This window comes from Verrucomicrobiia bacterium, assembly GCA_023953615.1.
In the GTDB taxonomy this organism is placed as follows: domain Bacteria; phylum Verrucomicrobiota; class Verrucomicrobiia; order Limisphaerales; family JADLHS01; genus JADLHS01.
Genome location: JAMLJH010000001.1, coordinates 1640484 through 1666253 on the forward strand (window position 1 = coordinate 1640484; position 25770 = coordinate 1666253).

Consider the following 25770-nt stretch of genomic DNA (forward strand, 5'->3'; position numbering starts at 1 on the left):
CCCCGCTTGCTGGAACAACTATGAACACGACCTCGCTCAAAACCATCGGTGTGGACCTCCACAAATCCTCGCTCACCGCCACCGTCCTCGATCCTTCGGGCGCAGTCCTCGAACGCCGCGACCTTCCCACCAAGTGCCGCCGCCAGATCGCCGACTACTTCGCCAGCCACGGCCCCGACGTCCAGGTCGCCGTCGAATCGGTCGGCTTTTATCACTGGTTCTGGGACACCGTCAAACCCAAGGTCCGCAATCTGCATCTGGCCGATCCGGCCGGGGTGCGCGCCTGCGCCGGCCGCCGCACCAAGACCGACCGCAATGATTCGCTGCTCCTGGCCGAACTCTTGCGCGACGATCGCCTCCCGATGGCTTACGTGCCCGACGAACCCATCCGCGCCCTGCGCGAACTCTGCCGCCATCGCCACCGGCTGGCCCGCCAACTCGCGCTGGCCCGAAGGCACTTACGCTGGATCGCTTTGAAAAATAATCTGCCCGGCCCCGCCACCTTCACCAGCGACCGCGCGCAAAAGTGGCTGCTCGCCCAAGACGCCAAACTCAACGCCGTGCATCGCCTGTCCGGCCGGCAGTTCGTGGATCAGATCACTGCGCTGGAACGGCAACTGGCCGACGCGGAATGGGTCTTGAAAGACACCGTCGCCACGCACGCCGATCTGGCGCCCACGCTGGCCTTGTTTCAAAGCGTGCCGGGCATCGGTTTCATCACCGCCATCACGGTCCTGTGCGAGTGCGGCGACATCACCCGGTTCGATTCGATTGCTGAACTCAGCGCCTACGCCGGGCTGTGTCCGCGCGTGACGCAATCCGGGGAAAGCGCCCATCACGGCCACATCAGCAAGCAAGGCCCACCCCAACTGCGCTGGGTCTTGCAACAGGCGGCCTGGGTGGCCATTCGCACCGATCCCAACGCGCGGCGGATTTACGCGCGCATCGCCAAACGCGCCGGCAATAAGAAGGCCGCCACCGCCCTGGCCCGCAAGCTCCTCAGTTACGCCTGGAGTGTGTGCCGGCGCGGTCAACCCTTTGTCTGGCCCAACACCGAAACCAAAACCGACCACACCCCGGCGGTTCCGATCTGGAGTTATGACATTTGAGTTCACCGTGTTTCCGGATGGAGTTGTCTGCGCGCCGCTTTCAGGAACCCGACGGAGTTCGTCACTGTGTTCGTTAGCGTGAAGGCAGCACTCCATTCGTGTATCCCCCCCCTGGGCGGGCCCGGTCCGCGAATAGATGAGGACATCCGGTGAACTTGAGAAACCCACGCCAGACGGTGACAGCCAGCCCCCGGGCGCCGCCCCCAAAAAAGCTTTTAAGAAAAGAAAAAAAGCCGCTCCCTACTTGACGAGCAACATAGATAAAAGCGCGGTGGCGAGGTTGCGGATGATTCGGGTTCATGTGCTGTCATCCGTTTAGCACCGGCGATGCCACGCGGAATTGAGCTTGGCCACGCGGTAAATTCAGCCGGATATGCGCGGGCTTCACGCAAAAGGGAGGGAGGCTCGCGTAACGGAAGGAGCGGACGGTCCCCGTCCGCAGCACGCGACTGGATACAAGGCGGCTGAACCATCACAAGCTCTCATAATTAGATCGGCGCCAGAAATAATGTAGCCACCAGCGGTTCGCCGACTCCTCACTCGGCCTGACGGCCACCCTCACCCCATCGGATGGGGTGAGGGGCTCCTGGTAAAGGTACCGCTACATGTTTGACGGAAGCGCACCGGCGGAGCGCTGCGAGCGGAGACCGCTCGCGCTCCGAACTTTGAACCTTGAACTCGGAACTTTGAATCGTGAACCTGCGCCCGTGAAATTCGCCATCTGCAACGAGATTTATCAGCACTGGAAGCTGGAGGATATTTTCACCCACGCCCGCAAGGTGGGCTACGACGCGCTGGAAATCGCGCCGTTCACGCTGGCGGATTCGGTCCTTGATCTCTCCGCCACGGAACGACAACGCATCCGCGCTCTGGCCGCGCAATACCAAATGGAAATCGCCGGTTTGCACTGGCTGTTGGTGCGACCCGAAGGGCTTTATCTCAATCATCCCGAGGCGGCGCTTCGAACGGAAACCGCTAATTACTTCGTCGCCTTGGTGGATTGTTGCGCCGACCTCGACGGGAAAGTGCTGGTGGTGGGTTCTCCCAAGCAGCGGAACATTCTGCCCGGGGTTTCCGCCGACCAAGCCCGCGAATGGGCGACAGCCACTTTTCGCGACGCCGTGAAGCGGGCGGAAGATCGCCAGGTGACAATCTGCTTCGAACCTTTATCGCCCGTGGAAACCAATTTCATCAACACTGCTGCCGAGGCGATCGAGTTCGTCCAGCCGTTTCGTTCCGCCGCCTTCAAAATCATTCTCGATGTGAAGGCGATGAGTTCCGAAGCCAAACCAATCCCGCAAATCATCCGCGAAAGCTGGCCGCACTTTGCGCATTTTCACGCGAACGACAAAAACCTCAAGGGGCCGGGCTTTGGCACGGTGGATTTCAAACCCATTGCCGCCGCGTTGCGCGAAGTGGGTTACGCCGGCTACGTTTCCGTGGAGGTTTTCAATTTCGAGGAAGGACCGGAAGTCATCGCCCGTCAAAGCCGGGAATATCTGCGCGCGACTTTCGGCGCATAAATTCCCGATCGCCAAGGCCCTGGCTCATCGCGCCGCCACGACTTCCACCACGTCGTTGGTTTTACGCAGCGTGATTTGCAACGGCTCGTTGGTTTTCGACAAATGAAATCCGGTTGGCACGCGCACGAAGCGCAAATGGTACGTGCTCGATCCGCCTCGTTTGCTCCAAACCACAACCGCGCTGTTGGCGCCCAGTTGCACGGTGTAGGCTTGCTTCACGCCGTTCAACGGCACGAAAGGAATGGTTAATTCCGTGTCATCCGACGCTTCCAAGGCTTTCGCACCTTGCTCCAGAGTCTCAGCAAGATGCACCCCGTCGTCGCTCAGCAGCGAACAACCCGTGAACAAGAATCCCATCCCCACCGCGACCACCAATATCAGTATTTTTTTCATGGGCGCACCCTACGCGCCGCCGTCACCCACCGCGAATTGATAAAACCATCAGGTCATTGATGGAACCAATGCCCCCTGCCCCGCCCTCGTCCCGCGATTTATAGCCGCGCAAATTCTCCCAACGGTTTTCTTGTCGGTCCGAACAGCTTTCGCTAGGTTTGGCTCATGGGACGTCAGTGGTTACATGCCAAGCGTTTGGTCGCCGGTCTCAAGAAGGGGCGTACGACCAGTAAACTGGTTCGGGAAATTTCTGTTGCCGCCAAGATGGGCGGCCCCGACCCCAGCATGAACGCCCGCCTGTTCACCGCTGTCGAGAAAGCGAAAAAGGAGAGCGTGACCAAAGACGCCATCCAGCGCGCCATCAACAAGGGCGCGGGCATTGGCGGGGAAAAGCTCATCATGGAACACGTCGTGTTCGAGGGTAAAGCCCCGCATCACGTCCCGGTCATCGTCGAAGTTTACACCGACAACGTGAATCGCACCGCGCCCGAAATCCGGGTCCTGTTCAAAAAAGGCCTGCTGGCCACCGCGGGCGCGAATAAGTTTTTGTTCGATCATGTCGGCCTCGTGGAGGCGTATCATCCCGAGGCGCAAACCGATCCCGAAGCCGCGGCCATCGAAGCCGGGGCCAACGAGGTTGAACCGCTCACGCACGAACAGAATGACGATATTCCCGCCGGAGCAGCGGGTGCGAAATTCATCTGCGAACGCGCGGCGGTGGCCGAAGTGGCCAAATGGTTGACCGCCAATGGCTGGACGGTGGTGACCAGCGAGCTGGGCCACCTGCCCAAACAATTCCCCGAACTCACCGACGAGCAACGCGCCGAGGTGGGTGAATTTCTCCAAGCCTTGGACGATCACGACGACGTACACCGCGTTTGGGCGGCGATCCAATGATCCGCGCCGGGCTGCTGGGCGTTTTCTTTGGGATGGTGACGCTGGCCGGTTGGGCGCAACTGGATGGGCCTGCTTCCACCGGCGTGAGCGCCTCGCTCATCCGTTTGTTCGGCACGAACCAGAACTTCACCGCGCAAGCCGAGATGCAAATGTTGGATCATACCAATCAGGAATTGCTCGGCGTCCCGATGCGGTTCGCGCGCGCCGGCAACAAAATCCGCGTGGAAGTGGACCTGGCCCAGATGCGAAACAAATTGCACCCCGATGCCACCGCGCAAATGCGCCCGCTCGGATTGGATCAAACCGTCAGCATCATCCGTCCCGAGACGCGCACCAACCTGATTTGCTTCCCCAAGTTGAAGGCCTGTCTGCAATTGCGGATGCCCGCCAACGAAGCGGACGCCTTCCTGAAACGCGCCCGGGTGGATCGCGCGAATCTCGGCCGCGAAAAAATGCAAGGCTACCAATGCCTCAAACAGCGGGTGACCATCACCGACGCTTCGGGGCAGAAATCGGAGGCGACGGTCTGGGTCGCGCCCGAGTTACGGAATTTTCCCGTGTGCGTGGCGACGCGTGAAAAGGAGGGCGTGGTCATGATGCGGTTTCGCCAGGTGAAGTTTGACGCGGTGGACGCGGCGCAATTTGAGCCGCCCGCCGGATATGCCAGCTTCACGGATTTACAAATGCTGATTGCCGGTCTGGGCACGCAATACATGCGGGCCAATGGCACCGGCTTGAAATCAAGTTCATCCGCCCAGACTCAAACCCGGTCGCCCGCCTCGCGTCCTGCGACGGCTTCTCGCGCCCGTAAGAAATAGATCAGGCCCGCGCCTTTCGCCGATACCGCAAAATTTTGAACTCCGGCGTATCGCGAATTTCCTCCGCCAGCTCGAAGTGATCTTCAAATGGAGGAAAGAAAACATCACCGGCCACCTCGCGCTTCACAAACGTGAGCAGCAGTTCCGAGCAAAGCGGCAGCGCCCGCTCATAAATCTGCGCGCCGCCGCAGATGAAAACCTGGCGTTGTCCGAGCGCGCCCTTCACCCCGTCCCTCTCCCCATCGGGTGGGGAAAGGGTGGCGAAGCCGGGTGCGGAGGTATTCGCCCATGCGAGGAGTTCACTCAAGTCGCGCATGGTTCTCACGCCCGGATGCGAAAACCCCGAGCGACTCAACACAATGGTTTCGCGCTGGGGCAACGGCTTGCCGATGGATTCAAAAGTTTTCCGCCCCATCACGATGATGTGACCGGTGGTGGTGGCTTTGAACCACTTGAAGTCCTCGGGCAAATGCCACGGAATCCGGGGGCCATCGCCAATGACGCGATTCCGCGACATGGCGGCAATGGCTTTCAAAAATGGCAGGGGTTTAACCACGGATGAATACGGATGAACCCAGATGGCCGCAAGGGAACGCAAAGCGCGCAAAGGGGCAAAAGTCTTTGCGTTCCCTGAGTTCTTTGGCGGCGAATGGATTCATGCTTTCCAATCGTAGGTGGCGGCTTTGACGCGCTGGTAATTGGCGTCCAGTTCCGGCTGGAGCAAAATCAGCGCGGCGATGCGGCGGGCGGTATGCGTGACCTCCCGCGCCTCGTCCGGCGTGAGGGCGCGGCCCAGCAACTCGTGCTCACGATAGCTCAACCACTTTTTGATGACCTGATAACCGCCGATGGTGTAGTTCCAGACCTTTTCCGGCACGTTGCGCCAGCAGGTGGTGTCATTGAGAAAAATGTCGTGGGTGGACGAGCCGAGTATGGAGTGCGGTGACTTGTCCCCGCACTCCAAAGCTTCCGCCTCTTCCGCCGTGTAACCGCGCGTTTCCAGTTTGCCTTTGCCGGGCATCGTCACGCCGCCCTTGCCCGCGTGTCCCCAACTGGCGGTGAGGGAGAGATTCAACTTGTCGTTTGTGAGTCTTGTCACCACGGCAATCTTCACTAACTCGGGTCTCACCGTTGCAGCGGTCACGCCGTTCACAGCTGCCTCGATATCCAGTAACGCCGCAATTTGTCGTCCTAGCTTCGCAGATACCAGCAATTGCTCATGTGACGCAGGCAACGGCACGCGTGGCCAATCCTGCCGCAAGGCCCCGCTGTTTTCCTCCCGATAATCCGGCGAATGAAGCACTGCCAGTGTGTGATAAAAAAGCTCCTCCGATTTGTTGCCCAACCGCAGTGATACAAGAAATTCCTTCGCAGCATCAGACAAGTTGGCTTTGGGTTTGCCATCATCCAAGCGGTCAAAAAGCGAAGATGGATCGGGGTTGGGCTTCAGCCAAAGTGGAAAGCAACTTGCGCTCCGGTCCATAATGTCAATGCATCCGATTGCACGGATGAATTGAGGCTCAGTCCACTCCCGACGCGGTTTCTGTTGCGTAACAAGCCAAACATTCCCCTCGAAAACCTGTAGAAAGTAATCGGTTCGCTTTTCGTCGAGCAACTTGGTTTCAGGTTCCCAATAAAGCCAGCGAACGTCAAACGGACGGTAGCAATAACGCACGATGTTCTTTTTCAGAAAGCCGCGCTGACGCAATTCGTCCCGAACCCATTCCGCCCGGAAACGCGCCGAGTTTTCCATCGCCCCCGGGAATTGCCGCCGCATTTCCTCGTGGCTGACCTTCGGATCAAAATACTTTTCCAGCCGCGCAACCAGTTTGTCTTTTTCCACATCCACCAGAAAATCGTCGCGACTGGTTTTTACGCCCGGGAATGAGACGGGAAACAAATCCGGCAGCAACGGCCATCTGAAATAACCGGCTTCGGTCTTGGCGGGCAGGAACGGCAGCCCCATTGCCAGCGGCGGCTTGAGGCGTTGGTAAATTTGCTTCGGCGGTTTGGCGAGTGTTTCCAATAACTCCGCCCGCTTCGCTTTGCCCCACAGATGGCGGAAGTGAATTTCTCCGACGGCAGCCGACGGGAATCGGCTCTTACTTTTTCTCGTCTTTGAAGATGAATGAACCGACTCAAGTCGGCGGCTACGAACCAGCGTGGCAATCGCCGTGCCGACCTGAATGCCTTCGCGGTTGGATTCCGTTGAGAACACGCTGGGGTCGGGCTTGCCCTCCGGCGTGAGTTTGCCGGTCTTGTATTTGTCGCCGTTCAAGCAGTCCACCGTGATGGAATCGAAAACCTCCAGATACTTTTCGCGCATCCCGGTGAACGACAAACCATCCAGCCACGAGTAATTCGAGATGAAGCTGACAATACCTTCGCCAGACATTTCCACGATGCGGCGCTCGGCCATGCGGAAAAAACGGACGTAGAGATCGTTCAATCCCTGGCCTTGAGGCGCGGGCGCTCGCTTCGTGGTGCGGTAAGCGTTGGTCAGGTCCCGCTCTTCTTCCACCGCCAGTCCGGCAAAACCGTTGTAAGGCGGATTGCCGAGAATGACGATGATCCGCTTCTCCTGCTTGATGGCATCCGCCGCTTCTTTTTCCTGTTGGAATTCGGGGATGGCAAAGGTGAGTTGTTTCTTGGCTTCCTCCGAAGGCGGTTCCCATCCGGTGAGCGCGTTCGTTAGATAAATCGCGGCGCGTTCCTTTACGTCATCCAACGGCACGGCGAGACTTTGAAGCAGCAGACCCAATTGCAAATGCGCCACAACAAACGGCGCGGGCAGCAGTTCAAAGCCGAAGATTCGTTTCTGCGCAGCCTCTTTAACTTCAGCATACGCGAGCGCATCCTCGCCTTTTTCTTCTTTGAGGGTTTGCGCAATCTTCCGCAGCACTTCGACGAGATACGCGCCGGTGCCGCAGCAGGGGTCGAGCACGAACACGCGCGGGTCGGCCAGGCCGTCGGCGATGTCCAGTTCCGTGCGCAACACGGTGTCCACGCGAGCGACCTGGTATTGCACAATCTCCGGCGGCGTGTACCAGACGCCGAGTTGCTTGCGGAGTTCGGGGTCGAACGCTTCGAGGAACGGTTCGTAGAAATACTGGACGGCGTGGGTTTCGGCGAATTGCTTAAAAAATTCCGGACGATCCACACGGTTGAGCGCGGCGGCGGTCCAATCCAACACTTCCACGAGTCCGAGCGGGCCGAGTTTGGTGGGCGTGGCGACCTGCTCGAACAGCGCCTTGATCATCGGGACGTGGAGCGTCCACGCGGCGGATTTCCAGTCGAAGTCGTTTTTGCGCGCAGGATTTTCCTTGTGCCACAGCACCCACGCGGAGAACACGCCGTAGAACAGCGTTTGGACGAGCGTGGAGCGGAAGAAGTGCTCGCCCTTGTCCGCCTCGAACTTCATGCCGAGGGCTTCTTCAAGCGCCGTGCGGACGGCAGCCAGCGCGGGCAAATCCTTGGCCGCTTCCACGCGCCCCCGGGCGTCGCGCGCGTACGAGGCGAGGAAGAACGCGACATCCTTGGGATTGTTCAGCGGCGCGTTGTGCAGCATCACGCGCTTGAGGTATTCGGACAGGCGTTCACCCAGGGCGGCGGCGGTTTTGCGCGGGTGCGCGGCGGCGAACCAGAATTCCGTTTCATTTGCCGCAAGCTGAAAACTTTCGAGCGGTTGGATTCTACCGCCGGGCGCGCGTTTGAGCAGAAGAAAATCGCGATAATTGGTCAGCAACACCTGCCCGTAGTGCGCGACGTAATCTTTGACCTGTTGCGTCGTGGCAATGGCGGCGAGATCGTCGCCGGCGGGTTTGACTTCTATCGCGCCGCGCGCGGGCAGAAGTTCGCCGAAAGTGTCCGCCTCATCGTATTGTTTCAACTGGTCGGGCGTAAACAGGCCGCCGTCGGGGATGCCCGCGCCGCTGTTCTTGGGATGGATGATGCACCTGACCTTCGGTTTGAGTGTGTGACCGATGGCGTTGAGCAGATTGGCCAACGCCGGGTAGCCGGAAGTCTCCCGGGTCGCCCCGCGCAACGAGGCGATTTCAGTGAGATAAGCTTCCAGCGGGTGCATGACCGCACGCAGTTAAGCGGAAGCGGAAACTGAAAGCAAACCGCAAGCGCGGGGTTATGCGGTGAGTTTTGCCCCGGACCAACAACGCGGCGCGCTGGTCTCGATTGGAGAACGCGGGTGGCAAATTTTTGCCCCATTTGGAGCAAAAATTGTGGCGGTTCAAACGACGGATGGTTGGGGGTCGCCGGCACTTTACCGGCACGCCGATAATTTCACCGATATTCTTCCCACTCGGGTTCGTTGGCGAAAATCCAGCGGTAGTATTCGCGCTCCTTCAACTTGGCGGCGGCGGCTTCGTCCACAATTACCGTGGCGCGCGGATGCAATTGCAGCGCGCTGGCCGTGACCATGCTGGTGATGGGGCCTTCCACGGCTTTTGCAATAATGTCCGCCTTGGCTTCCCCGGTGGCGAGCAACAAGCAGCGGCGCGCATCGAGAATCGTGCCCACGCCCATGGTTATGGCGCGACGCGGCACGCGCGCTTCATCGCCGAAGAATGGCGCGTTCTGCTTGATTGTCGCGGGCGCCAGCGCCTTCACCCGGGTGCGCGAGCGCAGCGCCGAAAGCGGCTCGTTGAAACCAATGTGGCCCGACTTGCCGATGCCCAGCAGTTGCAGATCAATGCCGCCCGCCTTCTCGATGCTCTTTTCGTAATCGCGACATTCGGCGTCCAGGTCGGCGGCGCAACCATCGGGCAGATGTGTGTTCTCCAACTTGATGTTCACCGGATGGAACAGGCGTTCGTTCATGAAATGCCGGTATGAATTTTTATCTTCGGGCGCCAGGCCAACGTATTCGTCCAGATTGAACGTGCGCACCTTGGCAAAGCTTAACTTGGTCGTCTGGTGCAGGCGCACCAGGTGCCGGTAAACCGCTTCCATGGTGCTGCCCGTGGCCAGCCCAAGCACCGCGCGCGGATTGGCGCGAATCTCATTGGCGGCAATCTTGGCCACCAGCAGGGCGGCGGCGTCCGGGTCGCGTTGGATAATCAATTCCATCCGTCGAGCGTAGTAAATTTGCGCGTCTGAGGCACTAAGAATTGCGAGCCAGCCGGACTCGCGGTAAGGTGCGCGCCATGAATTGGAATTGGAGTCGGCAGGACGGTGCGGCGGCCAGGCCCGAGGCTCGGGAAGCGGCCGGGAGATTTCGATGAGCACCGCTTCCGCGCACGAAATTCTGCAACGCTTGGCCGCCAACATCGGCCGGGTGATGCAGGGGCAATCCGCCGCCACGCGCCAACTCCTGGCCGCGCTGGCCAGTGGCGGTCACGTTTTGCTGGAGGACTTTCCCGGCACGGGGAAAACCACATTGGCCAAGGCGCTGGCGCGTTCGGTGGACGCCCGGTTCAAGCGCGTCCAATTCACGCCGGACTTGTTGCCTTCCGATATTTTGGGCGTCTCGATTTTCAGTCAGCGCGACCAGCATTTTCATTTTCACGAAGGCCCCATCTTCACCAACATTTTGCTGGCGGACGAAATCAACCGCGCTTCGCCCCGGACGCAATCCGCCCTGCTCGAGGCCATGGGCGAAAACCAGGTCAGCGTGGATGGCGAGCGCCGCCATCTGGCCGAGGTATTTTTCGTAATTGCCACGCAAAATCCGGTGGAGTTTCGCGGCACCTATCCGTTGCCCGAAGCGCAGATGGACCGGTTCGCCATGCAGTTCACGCTCGGTTACGTGCCGCCCGCGGACGAAGTGGCCGTGCTCACCGCTCAAGCCACCGGGCATCCGCTGGAAGCGCTCACCAGTTGCGCCACGTTAGCGGATTTGCTCATGGTCAAACGCGCCGCGCAAGCCATCCGGTTCAGTGAGGAATTGAAGCGTTACGTGGTGGATTTGGTGGGTGCAACCCGCACGGCCAACGGCGTGCAATTGGGCGCCAGCCCGCGCGCCTCGCTGGCGTTGATGAAAGCGGCGCAAGCGCTCGCCTTGTTTGACGGCCAGGATTTTGTGACGCCCGAACAGATTCAAGAACTGGCCGGTCCGGTAATCGCCCATCGGCTGGTGATGCAACCGCAGGCGCGCTTTTCAGGATTAACCGCGCGCGGCGTGGTGGCGGAGATCGTCAAGAAAATCAAAGTGCCGGCGTGAACCGAGCGGCTGAGCCGGGTCGCTTCACCCGCGCCACTCACGCGGCGCCGTCCGCAGCGACTCAATTGTTTTCCGCCGCAGCGCTGATGACCGGTGCCGGGCCATTGCGAAATTCGCGATGCCGGATTTTTCCCCCGTTATCGGCGATGACCGCGCCGGCGAAAAGACTCGCCAGCCCGAACAGCAACACCACCCCGGCCGCAATCCGAAAATACTTCGGTCGTTTCCAGCCGATCCCCATGGCCGCCGCCGCTGCCAGGGCCGTCAACAAGTAGGTGAACAACCAGCGATTCGCCAACTGTTCGTGATACCGCAAATAGGCCTGGCCATCGTCATCGGACATGGCCATGACGCGATCCGCGCCACGGTCGCCGGAGCGTTTGACCGGCACCACGGACAGGGCCATCAGACCGACGAGCACCAGCATCAAAAACAGGGGCGCGCGGGATTTGAAAAATAGCGCGAGGGTCAAGCCGAACAGCGCCACAAACAATCCGATGATGGGCAGATGATTGAGCAGCACATGCACGTATTCCGGCTGCTGCAGAGTTTTCAAAAATTCGTTCACGGAAAGCAAACGTCACCGACGCTTTAGAAACGTCGGTGACGTCAGTTCAAGGTTGGATCACTTTTGGATTTCGACGTTTTCGATCATTTTCATGCCGTTACGCTCCACCACCTTGCCCTTGAGGGTGACGGTTTTGGCAGCGAGCGGCGCGAGCTTGTCGTTGATAGGTTTGTGTTCGCCAATCACCAGATATAACTGGTTGTCGGCGGTCAGGAGGCCCACCGGTCCGCCGCCTTTGATGCAGCTTTGCGCGCAGTCGGTGTGCTTCGCACCCTTCGCGCCGTGGTCTATGTAGCACATCAAGTCCACAATTTCGCCCTTGATGGTTTCGTCGGCAGCTTGCGCGGTGGAAATCAATCCCCCGAGACTGCCGCAGGTGGCCAGGGCCAAAGCCACTCCCAACCATTTAGATGAATTCATTTTCATAATCTTCTTTTTCCAGCGGATTCAGCATAGTTCCGCAAAGACAGTGTGTCTAATTAAACAGTTCAGTCAAACTGTCTTGCCTCAAGGCTGAGCCTTCAATCGGCGGTGGCCGCTGGCGCGAGCGGACGGTCGGATTATTTTGCCAGCCCTTGCGCGCGAAACCAGGCGACCGCATCGGCGAGCGCCTGACGCGGTGGTGTTTGCGGCAGCCCCAGCTCGCGGATGGCTTTGGCCGGATTGAAAAACATTTTGTATTTGGCCATGCGCACGCCGCCTAGCGGCGCTTTGGGTGGTTTGCCGGTGAGAGCCGAAACCGCTTCAGCCACGTAAGCCGCGCCCAACGCGAGCGCATACGGAATGCGTGCGCGCGGCGCGGGCACACCGGAAATTGCTTCCAGCACCGCGAACGCTTCGCGCATGGTCCAATTGCCGTCGGCATGGCCGAGGATGTAACGCTCTCCGATCCGTCCCTTCTCCGCCGCCAGAATGTGCCCCACCGCCACGTCGCGGACATGCACCCAGTTCAACCCCGTATCGAGAAACGCGGGCATGGCGTGATTGAGAAAATCCACGATCACCTGGCCGGTGGGGGTTGGTTTGACGTCGCGCGGCCCGATGGGCGCACTCGGATTGACAATGACCACCGGCAGACCCTGGGCCGCCAAGTCGCGCGCCACCACTTCCGCCTGCCACTTGGAACGTTTGTAATGATTGCTCATCTGCGCCGCGCTGACGGGCGTGGCTTCATCCGTGGGCACAATTTTACCCTCCTGAATTCGCGGCAACCCGATGCAACCCACGGTGCTGGTGTACACGATGCGGGAACAACCCGCTTCCCCGGCGGCCTCCAGCACATTGCGCGTGCCGGTCACGTTGGCCGCATACATCGGCGCGTAATCGCGCAACCAGAGGTGATAGCTCGCGGCCACATGAAAGCACCAATCACAGTCGCGCATCGCTTGTGTCAGCAACGCCCGATCCCCGAGGTCGCCCGTCACGATCTCGAACGCGGCGCCCGCCAGCCCGCGCTGATCGCTGCCGGGGCGCAACAGCGCCCGCACCTGATGCCCGCGCGCCACCAGCTCATGCACCAGATTGCCGCCGACAAAGCCTGATGCCCCGGTGATGAAACATTTCATAACGCGGTCAAGTTGCCAAAGCTCCGTCGCCAAAGCGACGCCGCAATGCGCGTGCTTTGCCGCGACCGGGCGAAGGCGTGAAAGTCGTCCCTCCCGATATAACGAAGCCGCCGCCATGAGCGTGTGTCCGGCTAATAATGTGGCGGCGGCGTCCCGCCGCAGTTCCGACCGAATCGAGTCGAGGTGCCTCGGTGGCTCTTAACTTTAGAACCGGATGTCGTCCGCGAGACGCGAACGACTACCGCCGAGGACGGCGATGCTCCCCCATTCCTTTGCCAATCATTCCCTTGTCTCTCTTTCTACTGAGGCCTGCGGCTCAACCGATACAGATGCACGTCCCAAGGGTTGAAATGATCGGTGAAGCGACCGTTCTTAACGGGCAAATTCCGGTTTTCACCAATGACTTCCACGGTGGTTGCTCCGGAGATTTCATTAAGTTGAAAGGTCGCTTCGGTTTGCCCGGAGCGCATGCCGACGGCGAACAGATACGTCGCGCCTTCAGGTTGTTTGACCTGGGTCGCGATCGGCACGTCGGGATTGGACGAGGTCACCTTTACCACGTTCGTCACCGTGGGATGGTTCAAAACCAGGGCGAGTTCGTGAATCTGCCGATTGATGGCAGTAATGGCGCTGAGCATTTCGGGATCAGCCAGCAGTGCGGCCTCGACAAACGTGGGTTGGAATTGATGCACGAAGTAGATCAATCCGCGCGAGCCGTGAATCAGCGACATCCAAACCTCCGCGCGCACTTCCTGCGGAGTGGCTTTGCGATCCGGATTGCCGATGTGTGTACATTCGATGCAATTCCAGACCGACTGCCGCCCTTCGCTCCACTGTATCAAGCGTTGCACTCCGCGCGCCACGAACCAGAGGTTGCCCGCCACGGCGGGGTTATTATGGACGGCAGGATAGATATCAAACGAGACCACGTCGCAGCCTTTAAGGTATTCGGGATAATCCTCGGGATGATTACTGCGTACGCCGCGTCCGGGCCAGCCGTCCCACGCCACGCCCTGCCCGAGATTGAGCATGACCGGACGGGTGGGATCGGTCGCGCGCAGACGCTGATAATCCGCCTCAATCTGCGCCGGTGGAATGGGCGGTCCCCAGCCCGGTCCATCGCTGCGAGGTTGCGCGTTGTCCGGTTCGTCACCGTGCATCCAGGCAAGGATATTGGTGTCGCTCAGATGGCGGCGGGCGACTTCGTTCTGCTCGCAGATGATATACATGCCGGCCTGTCGCAAAGCGGTCAGTTGGGCTTCGGTCGGTCCCTGCCACAAACCGATATAGGTGTTGATGCCGGCGGCGCGATAGCGTCGAGCGTTGGCAGGAGCTTGCAGCCAAACCGCGATGGGAAAGAAGTTCGGATCGGTCCACGGCGCATTCGTCCACTGCGGCAGCGTGGGGGCCGGATTTCCAGTTGGCGGCGAAGCTGCCGGACTGGCTCCGGCGAAAAATAGCGTCACGCAGATTGCGCTCAGGCACATCCATCGCTTTCCGCTACGATGTACGCGCTGGCCGCGCAAAATGGAGCAAGCGGTACTCAAGCGCTTGGTTGTCTTTGAAAAACTCATTGCCTCAAAACCTGGCCGATTATCGGTGTTTACCGGAACCGCGTTAATCGCTGGCGACGGTGCGTTGGATGATTTCCTGTAACGACGTTTGCGGTCGGAAGCCGATGGTTTGGGCCAGTTTATCCACGGAGGGCTTGCGTCGCCGCATGTCTTCAAAGCCCGGCGCATACGCTTGTTCGTAGGGAACGAGTTCAATCGCCGACGTTGAATGGAGCGTGTCAATGACCTTTTGGGCCAGCTCGTGGATGGTCACTTCTTCCGTGCCGCCGACGTTGAAAATCTGTCCGTACGCTGCCGGCGTATGGAGCAGGCGAATCAACGCTTCCACCGTATCCAGCACGTAACAGAAGCAACGCGTTTGGCGACCATCCCCAAAAACTTTGAGCGGCTTATTTTGTCGCGTGGCTGCGATAAAGCGCGGCAATACCATGCCGAAGCGCCCGGTCTGACGCGGACCGACGGTGTTGAACAGGCGTGCGATGACAACGGGCAGGCGGTATTGACGCGCATAGGCCAGCGCCAGAAATTCATCCATCAACTTCGAACAGGCGTAGCCCCAGCGCGAATGGTGCGGCGGACCGATGAGCAAATCGTCGTCCTCGCGAAATACCGCTTTCTCGCTTTTGCCATACACTTCGGAGGTGGAAGCCACGAGCGTGGGCACGGGATTCTTCGCCGCCTGAGCCAGCAACACTTCGGTTTCGTGTTGATTGGTGGCGAGGACGTGAATCGGCTCTTTGATGACCAAATCCACACCGACTGCCGCCGCGAGATGATAAATCGCCGCGGACTGAGCCACCAATTCGGGCAGTTCCGCGCAGGTGGAAATTTTGGCGATGATCAGCCGCAAGTTGGGATGCGTGGCCACGCTCGCCAGGTTTTCCCGGTTGCCGGTGGAAAGGTCGTCAATCACCACCACGCGCTGTCCTTCGCGCAGCAATCGTTCGACCAGGTGCGAACCGATAAAGCCCGCGCCGCCCGTGACCAGAATCTGTTGGCCCTCGGTCATTCGAGCGCCTTGGCCACGGCCCGCGCGAGTTGTTGCCGATACGCGGGATCAGCAATCTGGCGGGCTTCCGCCGGATTGGAAAGATAGCCGCCCTCGACCAGGACGGCGGGACGATGCTGGCCGGAAAGCACATTCAGAAAGCGCGCACGGCGCACGCCCCGATCCTTGCGACCGTTGACTTCCAACAGCGCCGTATGTAGGCGCAACGCGTAGTTAAAATTTTCCGTGTCGTAAGCGTTGTTCGGGAAACTGGCGTTCAGGTCGTCCGCGTAACCGCGCGTAATGGAGGAAGGCATCCCGACGGGCGGCAGGTAATAAGTTTCCAGGCCGGCCGGCAGGTTGTTGCCGCTGCCCGTCGAGTTAAAATGCAAACTTAAGAACAAGTCCGCCTGTTGCGCATCGGCAAACGCGATGCGATCGGCCAGGGAAAGCGTGACGTCGTTGGTTCGCGTCAGCAAAACCCGCCACCCGTTTTGTTGGAGCAACGGCGCGAGGCGCAGCGCCCAATCCAACGTGTAATCTTTTTCATAGCGTCCGGTGGCGACGTTGCGCGTGCCGGTGTGGGTGCCGCCGTGACCCGGATCCAAAACCACCAGGCGATTGGCGGGGGCGATGCTGGAATTACCGTTGGCGAGCGGCTCCAAAATCTTCTTCACATCCAGTGCGTGCAACAGGATTTGGTTGCCGTTCAACTCGGGCGCAAAGCCCAGGCGCACTTCCACCGTCCCCCAATACGCGCTCAAACTGTTCGGGCGCACGGTGAACGTGCCCGACGGGGTTTGCACGGCATACGCGGGAGGCGTCAGTGGGAGTAATTTTACCGCGCCGAACTGGTGCTGCGCGGCCCATTGGTTGAGGGAGATCATTCCTGTTGCCGACGTGACCACTCCCGGCGACTGAACCGTCGGGGGCATTGGTGCGGGGGTTGACGCCGGGACGGACGGATGGGGGTTCCAGGCGTTCACGGACGCGGGCGGCGCGGGCACCGGTTCAGAGAAAGCGCCAGGCTCCGAATCCCAATCCGGTGGCAGCGGCGCTTTCTTCCAGGAACGCATGGTGGGCGCGGCGCAACCCACCAATAACACGAGGGCGCTCACCCCGATAATCCGCACTTTCGACACGCGGCCATTTTGCGGAGGCGCGGGAGCAACTCAAGGAGTTTTGCCAGTGGACGCAAACTTGTTCGCGCCGGGTTTAGTGTTCATACTCCGCGCAACGATTCGAAACTTGAAAATTCTCGTCGCCATCACCGGAGCCAGCGGCACGCTATACGCGCAGCGGTTGTTGGATCATCTTGATCCTACACAACACGAGATTCGCGTGGTGCTGAGCCATTACGCGCCGCAGGTGATCGGCGTGGAATTGCCGGGCGGTTTGCACGTGCCGGCGGGCGTCAAGGTGCATGGCGTCAAAAGCATGAACGTGCCTTTCGTCAGCGGGTCCAATCCCGCCGACGTCATGGTGGTGATTCCCTGCACGATGGGCACGCTGGGACGCATTGCGCACGGTCACAGCAGCGATGTTTTGTTGCGCGCGGCGGACGTGATGTTGAAGGAAAAGAAAAAACTCATCCTCGTGCCGCGCGAAACGCCGCTCAGCCTGATCCACGTAAAAAATTATGAATTACTGCTGTTGGCAGGAGCGACGTTGATTCCGGCCAACCCCAGTTTTTATTCCGGCGCCGCCACCGTCACCGCCCTGGTGGATACGGTGGTCAGCCGCGTGTTGGATCACCTGGGCATTGCGAATCAACTCGCACCGCGTTGGGCGGAAGAACAGGAATGATCAGCCAAAACCTTGAACGTCGAACTTTGAACCTTGAACTCTGAACAACAGTCCGTTCCGCGCAAATATGATCTGGAGGATCGGTTGCTGGATTTTGCCTCAGCGATCATAGACGTTTCAGAAAAACTACCCAATAGCCGGGCGGGAAATCATTTGGCGGAACAAATCTTGCGCTCTGGAACTTCTCCCTACGGGAACCACGGTGAAGCGCATTTGTTCAAAGTTCGATGTTCAACATTTTAGGTTCAATGTTTTCCGTAATTTCCAAATGGGGCGGTTTTGTGCGGTTCTCGCACACTGTCTTCGCGCTGCCGTTCGCGCTGGCGGCCATGTGCGTGGCGGCGCGCGCTCACAACGGCTGGCCAGGCTGGAGAGTTTTTGGATTGATCCTGGCGGCGATGGTTTGTGCGCGCACCTGCGCGATGGCGTTCAATCGCATCGTGGACCGCAAATTTGACGCGCAGAATCCGCGCACCGCCAACCGCCACCTGCCGGCCGGTAAAGTTTCCCTCGGGGGTGCGATGGTGTTTTGTGTCCTGGCCGGAGCGGGACTGGTGGTGGCGAGTTACTTCTTGAATCCGCTCTGTTTTTGGTTGTCGCCAGTGGCGCTGGCGGTCATTTGTTTTTATTCCCTGACCAAGCGCTTCACGGATTACACGCACGTTTTTCTGGGTCTGGCGCTGGCGTTGGCGCCGGTGGGCGCTTGGCTGGCGGTGCGCGGGATGGAAATTCGTCCGCTCGAAATCATCCAGATGCTGGTCTTATCCAGTGCGGTGGTGCTGTGGCTGTTTGGATTCGACATCATCTACGCGCTGCAAGATTACGAGTTCGATAAATCCGTCGGGCTGCACTCGCTTGTAGTGGCGTGGGGACCGAAGAATGCGTTGTCGAGTGCGTTCCTGGCGCACATGGTGATGTGCGGGCTGCTGTTTGCGTTTGGGATGCTCTGTCGTTTTCGGATCGCCTATCTCATCGGCTGGATCATCATCGTCGGCTGCCTGGTGCTGGAGCATTGGATTGCGCGCCGCCGCAGTTTGAACTGGATCAATGTGGCTTTTTTCCGGCTCAACGCCGTCATCAGCACCGTCTTTTTCGTCGTGGTCGCCGCTGAAGTGATGTTCCACGGCGGCTTCCGACTGCGTTAGACTCCACGCGGCATCCGCCGTTGCGACAGGCTAAAAAACTATTCCGAACGCGGACGGCGCACGGCGACTTCAATGACGGCCTTGTTCTTCGCGATGTTGTTGGCGGGTAAAAAACCGCGCCAGTTCACGCCCGGATAAATCAGCGCGCCGCGGCCAATAATGCTGCCGGGATTCAACACGCTGTTGCAACCGATCTCCGCCCGATCGCCAATCAGCGCGCCAAATTTCCGCAAGCCGGTGTCGAACGGAATGCCGTTCAGCTCCACGGTGACGTTCCCGGGAAAGGAGCGCAGGTTGGAAGCGATGACGCCCGCGCCGAGGTGCGCTTTCGCGCCGAGGATGGAATCTCCGACGTAGTTGAAGTGCGGCACCTGACAGCCGTTGAACAGCAAAACGTTCTTCAATTCGCACGAGTTCCCCACCATGCAATCGTCGCCAACAATCACATTTTCCCGCACGTAAGCGTTATGACGAATTTGACAATTTTTTCCGATGATCGCCGGGCCTTTAATGACTGCGCCCGCCTCAATCACGGTGCCGACGCCGATGAACACGGAGTCGCTCAGCCACCGGCCGGTTAAGGTGGAAGCGGCCTTCTGGTTGTTGAGTTGCGTCTCCAGGTAGGCGTGAATTTGCTTCAACGCTTCCCAGGCATAAGCGCCATCCGCGAAGAGTCTCGCGTGTTCGGTCTGGCTCAAATCAAACAAATCAGCGGGTTTGAACATGCGCCCAAACGTAGTTTTGTAAGTTCCAAATTCCAAGCTCCATCAGCGGCAAATCGGTGCCAATTGACCGCCTCCATCCCGCCCTCGTTGTGGCGGCAGGCATCTCTGCCGCCTGGATAAAACGGCGGCTGGTGTAGGATGCTTGGAATTTTTCCACACGCTTGATTCTGCGAGCGGTTCTTTCCGCCGGGCTGGAAGCCCGGCTCTACGGCAGGCAGGGATGCCTGCCGCTACCATTCGGGCATTGGAGTCGGGACTGTTTCCCGCTATGCTGGGCGCGTTTGATGAAAGACACATTCGCTCCGGTTACTTGCTGACCATGTCGCGCACGATTTACTTCGATTACAACGCCACCACGCCCCTCGATCCGGCGGTGCGCACCGCGATGTTGCCCTATCTCGACCAGATTTGGGGTAATCCATCGAGTGTGCATCAAATTGGCCAAACAGCCCGGGCGGCCTTGGACGATTTACGCGATCGCGCGGCCAAGCTGCTGAAGGCCAAACCCAGCGAGATTATTTTTACGAGTGGCGGAACGGAATCCAACAACCTGGCAATCTTCGGCACAGCACGATTGTTGGCTGACAAGGGAAAGCACTTGATTACTTCCGCCATCGAACACCATGCCGGGTTACGCTGTTTCGACTATCTCGAAGCAAAAGAACATTTTGAAGTCACCCGTCTGCCGGTGGATACCACTGGCCGGGTCGCGCCGGAAGCGCTAGAACAGGCTCTGCGACCAGATACCACCTTGGTTTCGATTATGGCGGCCAACAACGAAATTGGCACCATTCAGCCAGTAGCCGAACTGGGAGCGATTTGCCGTCAGCACCGCGTTATTTTTCATACCGACGCCGCGCAATGGTTCGGTAAGGAGCCGGTCGCGACGATTGAGCAATTCAACGCGGATTTGGTTTCCATTTGCGCGCATAAATTCCACGGACCAAAAGGCGCGGGACTGCTTTACATCCGTTCGCCGTTACACCCTGACCTCATTCACTTCGGGGGCAGTCAGGAAAATGAACGGCGCGGTGGCACGGAAAATCTCCCCGCCATCGCCGGGTTGGTTGAAGCGCTGGAACGGTTCGTTCCACAACCCGTCTTCGATCGAACTCGGATGGCACCGCTCACGGAACGGCTCATTACGGCGGCGAATGACATTCCTGGTCTGCAATTTATCGGCTCGCGTGAATCGCGCCTGGCAAATACTGTGGCCTTCGTGGTGCCGGGCACGGACAACATTGCCTTGATGGCGGGTTTGGACCTGGAAGGTATTTGCGCCAGCAGTGGCTCAGCCTGCTCCGCTGGTTCGTTGGAGCCGTCTCACGTGGTCGCGGCGCTGGGTTGGGAGAAAAAGCTGGCCAATTCCCTCGTCCGATTTTCTCTGGGTCGCGAATCCACCGCCGCCGAAGTGGAAACGGTGATCGCGAAACTGCCGGAAGTTTTGCGTCGGGCAAAAGTGCCGAATAAATTCAGAACAACCCGTGAATGAGCAGTGGCTTTTGTGAACAACTTGAATAACTCGTGTTTTTTAATCTGGCGTCCGGATTTTATTTCCGTTTTCATTTTGGAAAATGACCGTTTATTTACGCGCGGTTTGAGGCTTGTTGGTGTTGTTCACCGGCTTTAATAATAATAATTTTTTGAGAAGAAGATAATCTATAAATAGGCTCGCATGAATCTGACCATCACCAAGGAGCAATTGTTGAACGGTTTGCAGGCGGTGCAAAACGTCGTGAGTTCGCGCACCACGTTACCGGTTCTCTCGAACGTATTGATTCAAGCCGACGGCAAAAAAGTGAAGTTCATCGCCACGGATCTGGATGTCACCATTTCCTGTTGCGTCGAAGGTAGTGTGACAAAAGCTGGCGCGACGACAGTGCCGGTGAAGAAGCTCTTCAGCATTGCCCGTGAATTGAACGGCAGCGAGATCGAGCTTTCCGTGGATGAAAAGAATGTCACCAGCGTGAATTGCGGTTCGTCCTTCTACAAAATTCACGGCTTGCCCGCCGAGGAGTTTCCTCCGCTGAAGAATTTCACCGAGGATAAAAGCGTAAGTCTGGCTCAGGAAATTTTGAAAGGGATGTTGAAAAAGACATCCTTTGCCATGTCCACGGATGAAGCGCGCTACGTTCTGAATGGAATTTTTATCAGCCTGAAAGAGCACAAGATGACGATCGTGGCCACGGACGGTCGGCGGCTTGCGCTTACGGATGAGGAAGTGGATTTTTCCGAGAAAAGTCAGGGAGAATTTATCATTCCCGCCAAAGCTGTGAATGAGCTTAATCGGCTGCTCCAGGACAAAGGCGAGGTCACCATCAAATATACGGACAATCAAGCCGAGTTCAGTCTCACGGATGAAAAAGGGTCGGCAGTGGTAATGATCTCAAAATTGATCGAAGGAAATTATCCCAACTACCGGCAGGTGATTCCGACTGAGGCCAAGGAGCGCATCAGTTTGCCGCGGGAGGAATTGCTGCACGCCTTGAAGCGCGCGGAAATCATGACCAGTGACAAGGCCAATTCAGTCAAATTGACGTTTGGCACAAACAATCTGGCAATTACCGCGAACAGCCCGGAAGTGGGTGAAGCGCGCGAAAGTTTGGCCATCAATTACAAAGGCGGGGAGATCGCGATTGCTTTCAATCCAAAGTACATGATTGATTCGCTCAATGCCCTAGCCAACGAGGAAGTGTTTATCGAGCTGGTGGATGAGCTGAGTCCGGGGGTGATCAAAATCAACGGACCCTTTTTGTATGTCGTGATGCCTATGCGGCTGAGTTGATCGAATCGAGATTTGCAGGCAAACGCGAAGTGGCAATGATCGCTTCGCGTTTTCTATTTACGCTGAGCAAAAGAATTTTTATCACCCCAAACTTGAAAGACGGCCAGAAATTCTTCCGCTTGCAGCGGATCATTCAAGGGCACAAAACCGCGCCGAATTCGCGGTCGCGGCGCGCCCTGGAATTCCAGCGGAAATAGGTTTTGTTGTTGGGCCACATACGCGCTGAAACTCGCGCAACCCAGTTTAGGCAGCGCGCGGTTGTTCAATAATTTCAACCGACCAAAACTACCTGGATGGACGTAATTCATCAGCTCCACCAGCACGCGGCCCATTGTGTAGCGCGGATTAATTTCAACGACCGGTTTGAGTTTTGGCGATCCGGAATCATCGTGGTAGATCAAACCATCAATGCCGATGGGGCCTTGAAATCCGAGTTGCTTCAACTCACTCGCGAGCTGCGCCAACAGTTCACCGTAAAGTTGTTTGATGGCATCGCCAACCTGCGGCGTGACGTTAAGTGTGGTGAGGATCGGGCTGGGAAAAGTTTTTCTGAAATGGGGTTCGGCCCAGTTCGCCTGAAACTGACCACGAGCGTCATTGAGCAGACCGGTGAAGCCGCAGAGTTTCAGATCTGTGGCAGTCATTTCCAGTTGCACCGAAAAATCCAGAACCCGGGTCAGCCAGGGTTCAATGATCACCGCGCGTCCTTCCGCAAAGGTGTTTTGCAACCAGCGTTTTTGCGAGTCGAGCAGGTCCGGCTCGAACAAGCGCAACGCCTGACTGCCCGCGGCACCGCAGGTTTCTTTAACAACTAATTTCTGATGCCCGCGGCAGCGGAATGAGCGAATGATCGCCTCAGCTTTTTCGGGAGAATCCGCCATTATTCCAACCACGGTCTCTGGACAAAAAATGTCGCCGGCTGCGGTAAAGCGGGCGTGACGATCTTTTTTCGTAAGTTGTAGTGAACGCAAAAAGCGACGCAGAAAATCAGCGCTCCAAGCTTTGCTGAACAACCCAGTCCGAGCTGCGTTGAAACGGGATGGTATGGATGGGTTCGGTATGGTGAGATTGGAAAATAGCGGGTGGAATCGTTCCACGCTATCCGGTCCCCAGCCCCAAGGACGCAACCCGCCGAGCTTGCGTTCGGCGAGAGCGGCGATGGTGTCAACAAACTCCGGTAGAATAAAATGGGCCTGCTTCATTTGACTCAGGAACAAAACCGAAGGGATGCGTTCCACCAGCACAATGTCATCCTGCCGACACAGAAACATGGGCAGTGCCGTTAAATCGCGCTGCAGGTGAAGCTGATGCTGGTTGGGGGAAAAATTTTTTCCTCCTGCCAATCGCGCTTCAACGAGCGGATTGAAAAGAAAAACCGTGGGGGTGCGACCTTTCGATTGAGTGTAAACATTGAGGTTTTTGATGAAATCTTCCGAAAGTCCGGCCGCTTTGCGTCCTTGAACATTGACCGAGAAACCCTTGGCGCGCGCTGGTGAGAGCGGGAATTTCAACTGTCGGCAAAACGCCGCCCAATCGCTGTCCTGCGGATTTTTCCAGCGCCGAAACCACTTCAGCCCGTAAGCCACATGGCCAATTTCATCGTGATAGATTTTTTGCAACAGACCAGCGGAATCGCCGTCACCGATTTCCGCAAAGCACGCGGAAAAGTGGCGCGCAAAATCAAGATTGGCCTGCTCAAAGGTCAGACTCAATCCGGCGACGTAATCCATCGGGCTTTCCATACCCGAGATGGCGCGCCAGAAATAACCACTAACCGGCAGCGCGCCGAATTCGATGCCGTTGGCGCGCATCCGTTCCAGGTAAAGCCGGGTGTGTTCTTGTTCGTCCTGGAGCGTTTTAAGCACACCGCGGCGAAAGGCGGCGGGAGCGTCCGGAAATTTCAACAACACGAGCGCCATCAACTCGGTGGCCAATAATTCGTGGTTGCCAAAGAAGTGGAGTAACCGACCCCGCTCGACCGAGGCTTCAAGCTGGTGCGCTCCGGGAAATTCCCGTCGGGCGGTGCCCGTAGGCTTAAAAATTAAATCACGCGGACGTCCCGGAGACGCTGGTGTTTTAATGGCCGTTCCAGGTCGTTCATCCGTAATCGGCTCCGGTGGTCGGAGCTTTTCTTCCAGCGATTGGGAGAACAAAACCCGTTCAGCAAATTCTCTAAGCTCCATGCAGCAATGGTTGACAACATCTTCCTGAGAAGCGAGCCAGAGCTGTTATTCCGTTGAAAGTTATGATCATTGAGAAAAAAATCCAAAATAAGAATCCGTTCGGGCGTGATGACTAGGTTCTTAGTCTTGAAAAAGAAGCCAATTATTTCAATAAATTTTAACGATATAAATTTATTCTACCATGCAGATTTTTAATGCGATATCTACTACTTAAAGAAGTTAAACTTCTTATGTTCTAAATGGTCACTCATTTTTTTGCAGAATGTTTGACACGGTAGGGGAGTTGTGTTTTACTTAGGGCACTAAGCAGGACACCGCGAGTGCGACTGCTTCGCTCTTTGAAGATAATTTTAGAATTTCCGTAATTCGCTCGGTGCATGCGAATTTCGGATGTCTCCGGATACCTACTGTAGCACCATTCGAAAATTCCCCGGGCCTCTCGGTCACCCCCTGATCGTTTGGCCCGGTTTTTTTATATCTACATCGCGGCGCTTTCGCCCGCCACTTCCAAAACACGCGAGGTTTTTTTCCTTCAGACCGATCACTTCGCAAAGTGACGCGGTCATTTCACCAGCCTGCCGCTTTCCCAATTCTGTAGTTGCCGACCGCTCGTTCAATCATTGCCAAGCCGTCCGCAGAACTTACAATCCCGCCTGCCGGTTCGAAGTCATCCGTCGACAGCATGTCGGAATACAAAGTTCAATTTGAGGTCTTTGAAGGGCCGCTGGACCTACTCCTTTATTTGATCAAGAAGGAGGAGGTGGACATTTATTCCGTCAACCTCACCAAGCTCGCGACTCAATTCATCGAATACATCGAGATCATGCGCGAATTCGATCTCGAGATCGCTGGCGAATTCCTCGTGATGGCCTCAACGCTCATGTATATCAAAAGCCGTGAGCTGTTGCCGGTGGACCAACAAACGCAGATCGAGGAGGAAGACGAGGGCGAAGACCCGCGTTGGGAGCTGATCCGGCAGTTGGTGGAATATAAAAAATTCAAGGACGCGGCCGCCAAACTCCAGGAGCTGGAAGCCCGGCAAGCCGAAGTTTATCCCCGCTTGCCCATCACGCCGGTTTTTGAGTCGGAACCCCTGCCGCTGAAATCCGAGGTCTCAATTTTTCACCTGCTCAACGCGGTGAACACGGTTCTCAAGCGATTTGAGCAGCGGGATAATCCGCGCGAAATCTACGAGGATAAATGGTCCGTTAGTGAGAAGATCGAACAAATCGTCAATTTAATGGCGCTGCGGCCAGTGGTGCATTTTTCTGAATTGTTCTCGGACGCCACCAGCCGCGGCGAAGTCGTCTGCACGTTCCTCGCGTTGCTTGAACTCATCCGCCTCAAACAGCTCGTCTGCGTGCAGCCCGAGGATTTTGGCGAGATTGAAATCAAAAAACGCGGGTCGTCCGCGTCCGCCGAAAGTGAAGCTGCCCCGGCGACCGGAGAAAAGGCCACGAGCGCGCCAACTGAACCGCGGTCCGACTCCGCGGCGGCCACCTCGTAAATCGTGAAT

At 57.7% G+C, this 25770-nt stretch carries 23 protein-coding genes; 11 read left to right on the forward strand and 12 right to left on the reverse strand.

The genetic code is table 11. From position 1 onward, the window contains the following. Positions 1-20: 20 nt before the first annotated feature. Both M9920_06905 and M9920_06910 read left to right on the forward strand, forming a co-directional pair. Positions 21-1109, forward strand: coding sequence for an IS110 family transposase (locus tag M9920_06905; protein MCO5052015.1), 1089 nt, complete (start codon positions 21-23; stop codon positions 1107-1109). A 707-nt stretch (positions 1110-1816) separates the two neighbouring features. After that, on the forward strand, positions 1817-2632 hold the full coding sequence (locus M9920_06910; protein MCO5052016.1) for a sugar phosphate isomerase/epimerase: 816 nt from the start codon (positions 1817-1819) through the stop codon (positions 2630-2632). A 24-nt stretch (positions 2633-2656) separates the two neighbouring features. Here the strand turns inward: M9920_06910 and M9920_06915 are convergent, their stop codons facing one another. Continuing rightward, positions 2657-3025 carry a hypothetical protein gene (locus M9920_06915; protein ID MCO5052017.1) on the reverse strand — a complete coding sequence of 123 codons (369 nt, stop codon included), beginning with the start codon at positions 3023-3025 and terminating at the stop codon, positions 2657-2659. A gap of 165 nt (positions 3026-3190) precedes the next feature. On the opposite strand from M9920_06915, the gene M9920_06920 reads away from it, so the two are divergent. Continuing rightward, positions 3191-3922 (forward strand): YebC/PmpR family DNA-binding transcriptional regulator, encoded by a 732-nt coding sequence (locus M9920_06920; protein MCO5052018.1) that lies wholly within the window; start codon positions 3191-3193, stop codon positions 3920-3922. Beyond that, complete coding sequence (locus M9920_06925) at positions 3919-4740, forward strand: DUF4412 domain-containing protein (GenBank protein MCO5052019.1); 822 nt, start codon at positions 3919-3921, stop codon at positions 4738-4740. Before M9920_06920 ends, M9920_06925 begins: the two co-directional genes overlap by 4 nt. A gap of 1 nt (position 4741) precedes the next feature. On the opposite strand, the gene M9920_06930 is transcribed toward M9920_06925, so the two are convergent. From M9920_06930 to nagB, 3 genes are all read right to left on the reverse strand, one after another. Further along, positions 4742-5275, reverse strand: a complete 534-nt coding sequence (locus M9920_06930) for a dihydrofolate reductase (GenBank protein ID MCO5052020.1) — start codon at positions 5273-5275, stop codon at positions 4742-4744. Between the two features lie 120 nt (positions 5276-5395). Beyond that, positions 5396-8824 carry an N-6 DNA methylase gene (locus tag M9920_06935; protein MCO5052021.1) on the reverse strand — a complete coding sequence of 1143 codons (3429 nt, stop codon included), beginning with the start codon at positions 8822-8824 and terminating at the stop codon, positions 5396-5398. Between the two features lie 212 nt (positions 8825-9036). After that, a complete protein-coding gene (gene nagB / locus M9920_06940; protein MCO5052022.1) occupies positions 9037-9822 on the reverse strand; it encodes a glucosamine-6-phosphate deaminase in 786 nt (261 codons plus the stop codon). A gap of 151 nt (positions 9823-9973) precedes the next feature. On the opposite strand from nagB, the gene M9920_06945 reads away from it, so the two are divergent. Further along, positions 9974-10915 (forward strand): MoxR family ATPase, encoded by a 942-nt coding sequence (locus M9920_06945; protein ID MCO5052023.1) that lies wholly within the window; start codon positions 9974-9976, stop codon positions 10913-10915. Between the two features lie 61 nt (positions 10916-10976). On the opposite strand, the gene M9920_06950 is transcribed toward M9920_06945, so the two are convergent. From M9920_06950 to M9920_06975, 6 genes are all read right to left on the reverse strand, one after another. Beyond that, positions 10977-11471: a hypothetical protein gene (locus M9920_06950; protein MCO5052024.1), complete on the reverse strand. Its 495-nt coding sequence runs from the start codon at positions 11469-11471 to the stop codon at positions 10977-10979. Positions 11472-11540: 69 nt separating this feature from the next. Further along, positions 11541-11903: a hypothetical protein gene (locus tag M9920_06955; GenBank protein ID MCO5052025.1), complete on the reverse strand. Its 363-nt coding sequence runs from the start codon at positions 11901-11903 to the stop codon at positions 11541-11543. Between the two features lie 140 nt (positions 11904-12043). Continuing rightward, the gene (locus M9920_06960; GenBank protein MCO5052026.1) at positions 12044-13048 is read right to left on the reverse strand and encodes an NAD-dependent epimerase/dehydratase family protein; all 1005 of its coding nucleotides are present in this window, start codon (positions 13046-13048) and stop codon (positions 12044-12046) included. Between the two features lie 299 nt (positions 13049-13347). Continuing rightward, on the reverse strand, positions 13348-14514 hold the full coding sequence (locus tag M9920_06965; protein MCO5052027.1) for a hypothetical protein: 1167 nt from the start codon (positions 14512-14514) through the stop codon (positions 13348-13350). Between the two features lie 151 nt (positions 14515-14665). Next, positions 14666-15631: a GDP-mannose 4,6-dehydratase gene (locus tag M9920_06970; GenBank protein ID MCO5052028.1), complete on the reverse strand. Its 966-nt coding sequence runs from the start codon at positions 15629-15631 to the stop codon at positions 14666-14668. Next, complete coding sequence (locus M9920_06975; protein ID MCO5052029.1) at positions 15628-16752, reverse strand: N-acetylmuramoyl-L-alanine amidase; 1125 nt, start codon at positions 16750-16752, stop codon at positions 15628-15630. The genes M9920_06970 and M9920_06975 overlap by 4 nt, the downstream gene beginning before the upstream one ends. A 106-nt stretch (positions 16753-16858) precedes the next feature. Here M9920_06975 and M9920_06980 point away from each other — a divergent pair, with 106 nt between their 5' ends. The 3 genes from M9920_06980 to ubiA all read left to right on the forward strand — a co-directional run bounded on the left by M9920_06980 (position 16859) and on the right by ubiA (position 18561). After that, a complete protein-coding gene (locus tag M9920_06980) occupies positions 16859-17416 on the forward strand; it encodes a UbiX family flavin prenyltransferase (GenBank protein MCO5052030.1) in 558 nt (185 codons plus the stop codon). An 84-nt stretch (positions 17417-17500) separates the two neighbouring features. Next, positions 17501-17659: a four helix bundle protein gene (locus M9920_06985; GenBank protein MCO5052031.1), complete on the forward strand. Its 159-nt coding sequence runs from the start codon at positions 17501-17503 to the stop codon at positions 17657-17659. 5 nt (positions 17660-17664) lie between these two features. Beyond that, complete coding sequence (gene ubiA / locus M9920_06990) at positions 17665-18561, forward strand: putative 4-hydroxybenzoate polyprenyltransferase (protein ID MCO5052032.1); 897 nt, start codon at positions 17665-17667, stop codon at positions 18559-18561. 38 nt (positions 18562-18599) lie between these two features. Here ubiA and M9920_06995 read toward each other — a convergent pair whose 3' ends face one another. Then, the gene (locus M9920_06995) at positions 18600-19286 is read right to left on the reverse strand and encodes a UDP-N-acetylglucosamine diphosphorylase (protein MCO5052033.1); all 687 of its coding nucleotides are present in this window, start codon (positions 19284-19286) and stop codon (positions 18600-18602) included. Positions 19287-19506: 220 nt separating this feature from the next. Here M9920_06995 and M9920_07000 point away from each other — a divergent pair, with 220 nt between their 5' ends. Further along, on the forward strand, positions 19507-20778 hold the full coding sequence (locus M9920_07000; GenBank protein ID MCO5052034.1) for a cysteine desulfurase: 1272 nt from the start codon (positions 19507-19509) through the stop codon (positions 20776-20778). A 183-nt stretch (positions 20779-20961) separates the two neighbouring features. Further along, positions 20962-22071 carry a DNA polymerase III subunit beta gene (gene dnaN / locus M9920_07005; protein ID MCO5052035.1) on the forward strand — a complete coding sequence of 370 codons (1110 nt, stop codon included), beginning with the start codon at positions 20962-20964 and terminating at the stop codon, positions 22069-22071. A gap of 53 nt (positions 22072-22124) precedes the next feature. On the opposite strand, the gene M9920_07010 is transcribed toward dnaN, so the two are convergent. Continuing rightward, the gene (locus M9920_07010; GenBank protein ID MCO5052036.1) at positions 22125-24254 is read right to left on the reverse strand and encodes a ferritin-like domain-containing protein; all 2130 of its coding nucleotides are present in this window, start codon (positions 24252-24254) and stop codon (positions 22125-22127) included. Between the two features lie 682 nt (positions 24255-24936). Here M9920_07010 and M9920_07015 point away from each other — a divergent pair. After that, a complete protein-coding gene (locus tag M9920_07015; GenBank protein ID MCO5052037.1) occupies positions 24937-25761 on the forward strand; it encodes a segregation/condensation protein A in 825 nt (274 codons plus the stop codon). The last annotated feature ends 9 nt before the right edge of the window (positions 25762-25770 follow it).

Coding starts and splice junctions, on each gene's coding strand:
- M9920_06970 (MCO5052028.1), bottom strand. CDS start 15,631: ATGACCGAGGGCCAACAGATTCTGGTCACGGGCGGCGCGGGCTTTATC.
- M9920_06920 (MCO5052018.1), top strand. CDS start 3,191: ATGGGACGTCAGTGGTTACATGCCAAGCGTTTGGTCGCCGGTCTCAAG.
- M9920_06945 (MCO5052023.1), top strand. CDS start 9,974: ATGAGCACCGCTTCCGCGCACGAAATTCTGCAACGCTTGGCCGCCAAC.
- nagB (MCO5052022.1), bottom strand. CDS start 9,822: ATGGAATTGATTATCCAACGCGACCCGGACGCCGCCGCCCTGCTGGTG.
- M9920_06960 (MCO5052026.1), bottom strand. CDS start 13,048: ATGAAATGTTTCATCACCGGGGCATCAGGCTTTGTCGGCGGCAATCTG.
- M9920_06905 (MCO5052015.1), top strand. CDS start 21: ATGAACACGACCTCGCTCAAAACCATCGGTGTGGACCTCCACAAATCC.
- M9920_06915 (MCO5052017.1), bottom strand. CDS start 3,025: ATGAAAAAAATACTGATATTGGTGGTCGCGGTGGGGATGGGATTCTTG.
- M9920_06995 (MCO5052033.1), bottom strand. CDS start 19,286: ATGTTCAAACCCGCTGATTTGTTTGATTTGAGCCAGACCGAACACGCG.
- M9920_07015 (MCO5052037.1), top strand. CDS start 24,937: ATGTCGGAATACAAAGTTCAATTTGAGGTCTTTGAAGGGCCGCTGGAC.
- M9920_06935 (MCO5052021.1), bottom strand. CDS start 8,824: ATGCACCCGCTGGAAGCTTATCTCACTGAAATCGCCTCGTTGCGCGGG.
- dnaN (MCO5052035.1), top strand. CDS start 20,962: ATGAATCTGACCATCACCAAGGAGCAATTGTTGAACGGTTTGCAGGCG.
- ubiA (MCO5052032.1), top strand. CDS start 17,665: ATGTTTTCCGTAATTTCCAAATGGGGCGGTTTTGTGCGGTTCTCGCAC.
- M9920_07010 (MCO5052036.1), bottom strand. CDS start 24,254: ATGGAGCTTAGAGAATTTGCTGAACGGGTTTTGTTCTCCCAATCGCTG.
- M9920_06955 (MCO5052025.1), bottom strand. CDS start 11,903: ATGAATTCATCTAAATGGTTGGGAGTGGCTTTGGCCCTGGCCACCTGC.
- M9920_06925 (MCO5052019.1), top strand. CDS start 3,919: ATGATCCGCGCCGGGCTGCTGGGCGTTTTCTTTGGGATGGTGACGCTG.
- M9920_07000 (MCO5052034.1), top strand. CDS start 19,507: ATGCCTGCCGCTACCATTCGGGCATTGGAGTCGGGACTGTTTCCCGCT.